Below are 9,166 nucleotides of genomic sequence, written 5' to 3'. Positions count from 1 at the left end.
TGGCGCTGAAGCCGGCCTATGACCGGGTGATTTCCTGGGCGCAATCGAAGCTGGCCACCGCGCCGTCGGGCCGGGTGGGCGCGGTTTCGCTGCCGGGCGGCGCGGCCTATTACGCCGATGCCCTGAAGCTCAACACCACCACCGATCTGACCGCCGAGCAGATCCACGCCATCGGCCTCAAGGAAGTGGCCCGTATCGAGGCCGAGCAGGATGCGCTGGCGAAAAAGGCCGGGGTGAAGGATCGCCATGCCTATTATGCGATGCGCGCCCAGGCGTTCCCGGCCAAGCCCTATGACGATGCGGCGCGCGCCGCCTATCTGACGGAAGCCAATCGCTTTGTTGGCCATGTCCGCAGCTTGCTGGGGCCGTATTTTGGCGCGGTGCCGGCCTATGGCATCGAAGTGGTGCGCGAACCGGCGTTCAGCGAAGTGGCTGGCGGCGCCGCCCATGCCAGCGCGCCCAGCCCGGATGGCAAGCGCCCGGCGCGCACCTATGTGCATCTGGTCGGCACCATGAAGGACCCGGCGCAGCTGTATACGCTGATGTGTCATGAGGCTGTGCCGGGCCATAACATGCAGGGCGATATCCAGGTGCGCAGCGCGGGCGGGCCGAAATTCCGCGCCGTCACCGGCTATGTCGCGTTTGGCGAAGGCTGGGGCCTCTATGCGGAGCGCATGTGCGCGCAAATGAACGCTTTTCCCGATATTGCCGCCGATTTCATGCGGCTGAGCGCCGAACTGTTCCGCGCCGCCCGATTGGTGGTGGATACCGGCCTGCATGCCAAGGGCTGGAGCGAGGAGGAAGCGGTCAAATATCTGAACGAAACCGGCCGCGCCGAGCCGGAAATGGCGCGATCGGAAGTGCGCCGCTACATCACCAACCCGGGCCAGGCGACGGGTTACAAGATCGGCATGCTGAAAATCATGGAGGTGCGCGCCAAGGCCGAAAAGGCGCTGGGGCCGAAATTTGATATCAAGGGCTTCCACGACCTGCTGATCGCATCGGGCTCGCAGCCGCTGTCGATCATGGAGCGGCGCGTGGATGATTGGATTGCAGCGCGCAAGTAAGCCCAGTCTCTACCATCAGCTTTACGGCGGCGGGCGGGGCGGATAGCGTCTCTCCAGATGAGGGGAAATGACATGATCCGCAAATTGCTCGCCGCCAGCCTGTTGGCCACCACTGTACCGGCCTTCGCAGCTGCGCCCGCACCGCTGAAAGACGCGGCCGCCGCCATCGTCGATGCCCGCGCCGGCGAATTGGCGGGCATGATCGATCAGGTGTTCAGCTTTGCCGAGCCGGGTTTTCAGGAGGTGCGCACCAGTGCCTATCTGACAGGCATTCTCGAGAAGAACGGCTTCAAGGTGACGCGCGGGGTGGCGGGCATACCGACGGCGTTCACGGCGACGTGGGGCGATGGTGGGCCGTTGATTGCGCTGGGCAGCGATATTGATGGTCTGCTGGGGCTGAGCCAGACGCCGGGTGTGCCGGGCGGCAAGCCGCTGGTGGCGGGCGCGCCGGGGCATGGTGAAGGCCACAACAGCGGCCTGCCGATGATGATCGTCGCGGCGATTGCCGCCAAGCAGGTGATGGAAAAGAACGGCATCAAGGGCCGTATCATGATCTGGCCGGGCGTGGCCGAGGAACTGGTGGCGACCAAGGCCTATTTTGTGCGCGCTGGCATGTTCAAGGATGTGGACGCCAATCTGTTCGCGCACGTGGGAGACGGGCTGCAAACAACATGGGGGCCGCTGGCCTACACCGCCTCGCTCAGCGTGGAATACACGTTCAAGGGCCTGACTGCGCATGCTGCGGGCAACCCGTGGGACGGCAAGAGCGCGCTGGACGCTGTCGAATTGATGAACGACGGCTGGAACATGAAGCGCGAGCATCTGCCGCCGACCCAGCGCAGCCATTATGTGATTACCGGCGGCGGCAACCAGCCCAACATCGTGCCCGACAAGGCGAGCGTGTGGTATTATTTCCGCGATACGCAGCTGCCGGCGGTGAAGGCGATGTATGACGCCGGCAACCGCATCGCCGAAGGCGCCGCGATGATGACCGAAACCAGCGTGACGCGCCGCGTGCTCGGCCATGCCGCCACCAATTATGGCAACCGCCCGCTGGCCGAAGCCGCCTTTGCCAACATGCAGGCGGTGGGCCTGCCGAAATGGAGCGCGGCCGATCAGAATTTCGCGCACGCCGTGCTGGCCGGCTTTGGCCGCAAGGTGGAGCCGCTGGCCACGGATGGCCCGCATCTGTGGTCGCCGCAGCTGCCCGATCCCGATCGCGGCGCCGGTTCGGATGATATTGGCGACATCATGTGGACGGTGCCGACCATCACTCTGGTCTATCCGTCGAACATCCCGAATATCTCCTATCACAACGTGATGGCCGCCGCCGCGATGGCGACACCGATTGCCCACAAAGGTGCCGTTGTGGGGGCCAAGGTGGCGGCAATGACGTTGCTGGATCTGATGACGACGCCGGAGCTGGTGGCCGGCGCCAAGGCCTGGCAGCAGGAGGTGCAGTTCAAGACCGAAAAATATGCGCCACTGCTCGGCCCGGATGACCAGCCGGCGATCCATTTGAACGCCGATCTGATGGCGAAGATGCGCCCGCAGATGGAAAAATATTATTTCGATCCGAAGAAGTACAAGTCGTACCTGGAACAGCTCGGCATCGATTACGAGAAGGCCGGCGCGCCTGCTGCGAAAAACTAGCTTTCGCTGGCTGCCGAACGGAGTCACCATCCGGCCATGGATATCCAATTCACGCCCCGCCACCCCACCCCCGGCCAGCGCGCGCTGGCGGCTGGTATTCCGGCGGCGGCTGGGCGGCCGGCCAGCGGCGTGATGCGGGAGATTCCGGCCAGCGCCTATACAAGCCCGGATCATTTCGCGGCCGAATGGAGCAAGGTGTTCAAGCGGCTGCCGGTGGTGATCGCGCCGTCCGCTCTGCTGCCGCAGCCGAACATGGCGGCGGCGCATGATGGCTTTGGCCTGCCGCTGCTGATTTCGCGCGATGGCAAGGGCGTCGCCCGCGTGTTCATGAATGTGTGCCGGCATCGCGGCACGCGGCTGGTGGAGGGCTGCGCGTTGCAGCATGGCCCGGCGCTGGTGTGCCCTTATCATGCCTGGAGCTATGGCACCGATGGCCGGCTGAAGGGCCTGCCGCGCGCCGACAGCTTTGCCGGGCTGGACAAGGCCGCGCGGGGGCTGGTGGAAATGCCGAGCCTGGAAGCCGGCGGGCTGATCTGGGTGGGGCTGGACCGCGATGCGCCGCCGGATTTCAGCCTGGCCGCCGGGCCGCTCGCCGCGGATTTCGATGCCATCGGCTTTGGCGATCAGTTTCTTTATGCCCGGCGCACCCACAAGGTGGCGGCCAACTGGAAGCTGATCATCGATGCGTTTTCCGAAAGCTATCATGTGCAGCGCCTGCACGCGGCCACCATCGCGCCCTATTTTCAGGACGGGGTGACCACCGGAGACCGGATCGGGCCGCATTCGCGCTCCGCGGTTGCCCGGTTGGCCGCGCTGGACGGCATGGACCTTGATGACATGCGCGATCTGCGCCGCACGATGACCTTCACCTACAATCTGACCCCCGGCACGGTGATCGTCGCCAGCCCGGATTATATCAACATCATGGTGGTGATGCCGCGCGGCGTGGGCGAGACCTGGGTGGAGGATTTCATGCTGATCCCGGAAGCCCCGCGTGACGAAAAGGCGGAGCGGCACTGGGCGAAAAGCTGGGCGCTGCTCGATGGCGCGGTGTTTGGTGCCGAGGATTTCCGTGCGGCTGCGCTGGGCCAGGAAGGCCTGATGTCCGGTGCGGTCGATCATCTGCTGATCGGCGGCATGGAGCAGGGCATCGGCATGCTGCACGACACGTTGTCCGGGCTTATGGCGCACGGCTGATTGCTGGTTGAACGCGATTTTCAGCCGCTTGTGCTCTTGCAAATGCGTATCGCAATCCTAACACAGTAGGCAAGTTGGTCTGGTGCTGTTAGACAGGCGCAACACAAGATGAGGACGCATATGTCGGACGAAACCCTAATCAAGCTGGAAGCCCCGGTCGCCGTGAGTGCCATCGCGCCCGCGCGGGCCGCTGGCCTGGTGCCGCTCAAAGATCAGGAAAAGGCGCAGCTGGATGCGCGGGTGGACAGTTTCATCAACGAACTGGTCGCCACCGATGCCGCCAGCCCGGAATTTGGCAAGAAAGTCGATGCGCTGGCCAATCTGGGCGCCACCGAAATCGCGCGCGCGGCGGCGCAGTCCAATCGCTTTCTGGATCGGCCGACGCGGGCGATCAACAAGGAAACCGGCATCGGCGCCGATCTGGTGCAGCTGCGCAAGATCGTCGAGGATCTTGATCCCGGCAAATCCGGCAAGCTGACCGGCCGCAAGAAACTCTTTGGCCTGATCCCGTTTGGCGGTGACAAATTGCGCGGCTATTTTGACAGCTACAAGAGCGCGCAAGGCAATATCAACGCCATTCTGGGCGCGCTGAAAAGCGGCAAGGACGAATTGCTCAAAGACAATATCGCCGTGGAGGACGAGCGCGTCAAACTGTGGGACGCGATGGGCAAGCTGGAACAGATGGTCCACATGTCCAAGGTGCTGGACAGCCGGCTGGAGGAAAAATCTGCCGAGCTGGACGTGAGCGACCCGGCCAAGGCCAAGGCGCTGCGGGAGAGCGCGCTGTTTTATGTGCGGCAGCGCACCCAGGATCTGCTGACGCAATTGGCGGTGTCGGTGCAGGGCTATCTGGCGCTTGATCTGGTCAAGAAGAACAATGTCGAGCTGATGAAGGGCGTTGACCGCGCCAGCACCACCACGGTGAGCGCGTTGCGCACCGCCGTGACAGTGGCCGAGGCGATGACCAACCAGAAACTGGTGCTGGAACAGATCACCTCGCTGAATGCCACCACTGCCGGCATCATCGATTCGACCGGCGAGCTGCTGAAGAACAACACCGCCAGCATTCACGAGCAGGCTGCCAGCAGCACCATCCCGGTGGAAACGCTGCAACGCGCCTTCCAGAATGTCTATCAGACCATGGATGCCATCGACAATTTCAAGCTGAAATCGCTGGAAGCCATGAAGACCACCGTGGACACGCTGAGCATCGAAGTGGAAAAGAGCCGCGCCTATGTGGCGCGTGCGCAAGGCCAGGCCGAAGCCCAGAAGGGCGCAGGAAACTCGGGCCCGCAGACCAGCCTGACCGCGCTGAACTGAGGTGGCCAGCGGCGCGCCCTTCAGCGAAGCCGACGCGCGCCGCCGCCGGCTGGCGCGTGCGCAGGCCATGCAGATGGCGCGCAGCCGCCGCTGGGAAAAGCGCAAGGCCAACATGGGCAAGCGGGTAACGCGCGGGTTCTTTGCGTTTCTGGCGGCGATTGCGGCGTTTGTGCTTTATGGTGTTGGGGTGGGCGGCTCTGGCATCGGCTTGTTTTTGCTGGCGCTGCTGCTGGTGCCGATGGCCGGTATCGCCGGCATGGCGGCGCCCATCGGCGGGCCGGATGTGGACGATATCGACAAGGCTGCGCCGGCCGAGCTGCCGGCCATTACCGAAGCCTTGCTGGACAAGCAGCGCAAGACCTTGCCCCGGCTGGCGGCGCCGCAACTGGACGGGATTGCGGTGCAACTGGCGGCGCTGGAAATCCAGCTGGCGCGGGTGCCGGCCGATCATCCGGTGGCGCAAGACATTGCCCGCCTGCTCGGCAGCCACCTGCCCGAACTGGTCGATCGCTACACCCGCATCCCGCCGATTCAGCGCGCCAATCTGGTGGAGCATGACGGCCGCACCCCGGAAGCCACGGTGGTGGATGGCCTGAAAACCGTGGAGGCTGAACTGGAACGCGCATCGGCGGCGCTGGCCGAGGCCGACCGGGACGGGCTACGTGTGCAGGGCAAGTTCCTGGAAGCACGCTATGGTGAGGGCCAGGCGACACGGCAATAGGCCGGCAGATGACATGGCAAGCGGAAAGTGATATTATTTTAGTTTAAGGGTCTTTTCCGGGGGGAACTGGTCATGTCGCTGCTGTCTATTGTCAATATAGTTTCAAAAGCGCTTAAACTTGACGATGATATCAACCGCGCTGTTATCAATCGCGCTGTCAATGTGGCCCGGAGCCGGCCGCACCCCTGGTCCACCAAACATGATTATATCAGCTGGTCCGGCCTGACCGATCGCACCTACAATGCGCGGCTGCTGCCGGCCAAGCCAGGGCCGGCCATCGAGATGGTTGGCACCAGCCGGCCGCCGATCGATCAGGTTGCGGCGTTGTTTGCGCGGCAGCCCGGCACCAACCAGCGGCTGTGCGCGAAATCCACCGGGCTGTTTCCGGCGTTTGCGCAATATCTTACCGATGGCTTCATTCGCACCATGCTCAGCAATGTCGATGCGCTGGAGGATCGCAAGCGCACCACATCCAATCACGAGATTGATCTGTCGCCGCTGTATGGCCGCAACGAAACGCAAACACGGGCTTTGCGATCCGGGCAGGGCGGCCGGCTGAAAAGCCAGATGATCAAAGGCGAGGAATTTTCGCCGTTCCTGTTTGGCAGCGATGGCGCGGTAAAGCCGGAATTTGCCGGGCTCGATCTGCCGCTGGGCCTGAAGAATGTCACGCCGGCCGGCAAGGCCAGCCTGTTTGCGGTTGGCGGTGACCGGGTGAACGCCGTGCCGCAAACGGCGATGATGAACATATTGTTCCTGCGCGAACATAATCGGCTGGCCGGTGAACTGGCCCGGCTGCACGGCACCTGGGATGATGATCGGTTGTTCGAAACCGCGCGCAACATCGTGATCGTGATGTTCATCAAGATCGTGGTGGAAGACTATATCAACCATATCAACACCACCGAATTTCGCCTGCAGGCCGATCCCAAGGCGGCGTGGGATGCCGATTGGAACCGCCCCAACTGGATGACGGTGGAATTTTCGCTGCTGTATCGCTGGCATGGGCTGGTGATGGAAAATGTGACCTGGGGGACCAATGCACATCCTGGCAATGGGTTGCTGCTCAACAACAGCCTGCTGATCGGCAGCGGGCTGGTCCAAAGCTTTGTCAACACATCGGCCAACCGGACGGCAAGGCTGGGGCTGGAAAATGCCGCCGCATTCATGATGTTTGCCGAAAAAAGCGCCATCAAGCAGGCGCGGGAAAACAATGTGGCCAGTTACAATGATTACCGCATCGCCATGGGCCGGGACCCGGCAAAAAGCTTTGCCGACATTGTGGGCACCAGCAAGGATGCCGCCGAAGCCGCGCGCCTCACCGCGCTCGCCGGCCGGCTGCAGGCGCTTTACGGCAATGTGAACAATGTCGAATATTATGTGGGGCTGTTTGCCGAACCGGTCGAGAACAACGGCCCGCTGCCCGAATTGATTTCAACGATGGTGGCCATGGATGCCTTCTCGCAGGCGCTCACCAATCCGCTGCTGTCCAAACATGTCTGGGGTGATGCGGCCAACAAGCGGCTGGCCTTCACCGACATGGGCATCAAGGTGATCGAACAGACAGATAGTCTGCGCCATGTGCTGGAGCGCAACAGCACCGGGATGGGCACCGGCTTTGTCGGGATGACCCGCAAGGAGTGGAGACGGGCTTGAGCCTGTACTTGCGACTGGCAGCAATATTGTCACAATAATGTTATTCGTGCCATAACGCGGCGGCACTTGACTGAATTTACTTACTCCGCGATTGCTTGTTTCAAGCGTGGTGGGAGAAAATACTTGGATTCGCCAATAACCGAGCCGGGGGAGCATCGCCTGGCGTTTTCAAGCCAATGGACAGCATGGCTTGGCTTGGTACTGGGCAATTTGCTGCTCACAATCATCACTCTGGGCATCTATCGCTTCTGGGCGCGGACCCGCGAACGGCGATATTTGTGGGCCGCGACCCGCTTGGGTGATGAGGCGCTGGAATATACCGGCCGCGGGCAGGAGCTGCTGATTGGCGCGATCCTGGCGTTTTTCGTGCTGATCCTGCCGCTGGTGGTTGTTTCGATCGGCGCAGGGTTTGCCAAGGGCTTGGGCCTCGATGCGGTGGCGCTGGGCGCACAATTGTCGATCTATGCCGTGCTGCTGTGGCTGGTGTATTTCGCGACGTGGCGGGCGATGCGCTACCGCCTCAGCCGCACGCGCTGGAGCGGCATTCGCGGCGCCATGGAAGGATCGGCGGCGGCCTATGCGCTGCTGGCCATCAAGATGCTTGGCCTGCAATTGATCACGCTGGGCTTTGCCGGGCCTTATGCCAGCGCCCGGCTGTGGAATGCGCTCTGGTCCGATGCGCGGCTGGGCACGCTGCCCGTTGTGGCGCAGGCGCAATGGCGGCCGCTGATGCGCATCTATTTGACCAGTTGGGGTGTGGGACTGGTTGGGCTGATTGTGGTGGGCGTGGTGCAGTGGCAGTTGATCGGTGACCATGTCAGTTTTGAGATTGGCGCTCCGCCAAAAGCGCCGCCGCCGCCGGCTGCCGCGCTTCAGTCGATTGGGCTCAGCCTCGTCTGGCTGCTGGCGTTCGCGCTGATCATGCTGCGCTATTATGCGGCGCAGTGGCAGGCGCTGATTGGCGGCCTGTCGCTGGACGGGTTGCAGTTTCGCTTTACGGCAACGGCGGGTGACTGGCTGCGCTATTGGCTGGGCAATGCGGCGCTGGTGCTGTTCACGCTGGGCATTGGCGGGCTGATGCTGCCGTGGCGGCACTGGCGCTTCATGGCCAGCCATATCGCCGCCGATGGCGCCATCGATGTTGACCGGTTGCAGCAGACGCGGGTGGACGCGCCGATCTTTGGTGAGGGCCTGGCCGATGCGCTTGATATCGGCGCGATCTGATGCGGGCCGGGCCTGAGGGTGGCTGACGCCCAGCCCAAAGCCCAGCAGCGCCGCGGCCGCCTGTTTGATGGCCAGACCGCGCGCCCGCATGCCGTGATCGTGCAGCGGGCCAGCGATGGCCTGATGCTGGTGCGCATCGACGGCGAAGAAATGCTGGCGTGGCATGACTTGCGGCGCAGCAAGGACGGGCTGAGCCTGACCGATCCCGGCCGGCCGGACTGGCGCATCAGCCTGACCGAGCCGTTGCCGGCAGACTGGCAGGCGCTGGTGGCGCAAACCGGCGGCATCAGCGAAGATGATCGCCGGCGCGTGGGCATCGCGGTGGTGG

The 9,166-nt window shown here is 63.2% G+C and carries 8 protein-coding genes; all 8 read left to right on the top strand.

Features of this window, described 5'->3' with window-relative positions; translation table 11 throughout:
* A partial coding sequence (locus tag ABWP50_RS11760; protein WP_353218178.1) for a DUF885 domain-containing protein occupies positions 1–1,067 on the top strand: 1,067 nt, incomplete at its 5' end.
* Between the two features lie 72 nt (positions 1,068–1,139).
* Positions 1,140–2,720 (top strand): amidohydrolase, encoded by a 1,581-nt coding sequence (locus ABWP50_RS11755; protein WP_353218177.1) that lies wholly within the window; start codon positions 1,140–1,142, stop codon positions 2,718–2,720.
* A gap of 36 nt (positions 2,721–2,756) precedes the next feature.
* The gene (locus ABWP50_RS11750; RefSeq protein ID WP_353218176.1) at positions 2,757–3,917 is read left to right on the top strand and encodes an aromatic ring-hydroxylating oxygenase subunit alpha; all 1,161 of its coding nucleotides are present in this window, start codon (positions 2,757–2,759) and stop codon (positions 3,915–3,917) included.
* 120 nt (positions 3,918–4,037) lie between these two features.
* The gene (locus tag ABWP50_RS11745; protein ID WP_353218175.1) at positions 4,038–5,237 is read left to right on the top strand and encodes a toxic anion resistance protein; all 1,200 of its coding nucleotides are present in this window, start codon (positions 4,038–4,040) and stop codon (positions 5,235–5,237) included.
* A 1-nt stretch (position 5,238) separates the two neighbouring features.
* Complete coding sequence (locus ABWP50_RS11740) at positions 5,239–5,958, top strand: hypothetical protein (RefSeq protein WP_353218174.1); 720 nt, start codon at positions 5,239–5,241, stop codon at positions 5,956–5,958.
* A gap of 72 nt (positions 5,959–6,030) precedes the next feature.
* Positions 6,031–7,614 carry a peroxidase family protein gene (locus ABWP50_RS11735; protein ID WP_353218173.1) on the top strand — a complete coding sequence of 528 codons (1,584 nt, stop codon included), beginning with the start codon at positions 6,031–6,033 and terminating at the stop codon, positions 7,612–7,614.
* A 123-nt stretch (positions 7,615–7,737) separates the two neighbouring features.
* A complete protein-coding gene (locus ABWP50_RS11730; RefSeq protein WP_353218172.1) occupies positions 7,738–8,838 on the top strand; it encodes a YjgN family protein in 1,101 nt (366 codons plus the stop codon).
* 18 nt (positions 8,839–8,856) lie between these two features.
* On the top strand, positions 8,857–9,166 hold a 310-nt coding region (locus ABWP50_RS11725; RefSeq protein WP_353218171.1), incomplete at its 3' end, for a DUF7092 domain-containing protein.

The organism is Sandarakinorhabdus sp. (genome assembly GCF_040398645.1).
In the GTDB taxonomy this organism is placed as follows: domain Bacteria; phylum Pseudomonadota; class Alphaproteobacteria; order Sphingomonadales; family Sphingomonadaceae; genus Sandarakinorhabdus.
Note: the sequence above shows the minus strand (reverse complement) of the source record. Positions and strands in the feature narration are given on the sequence as shown.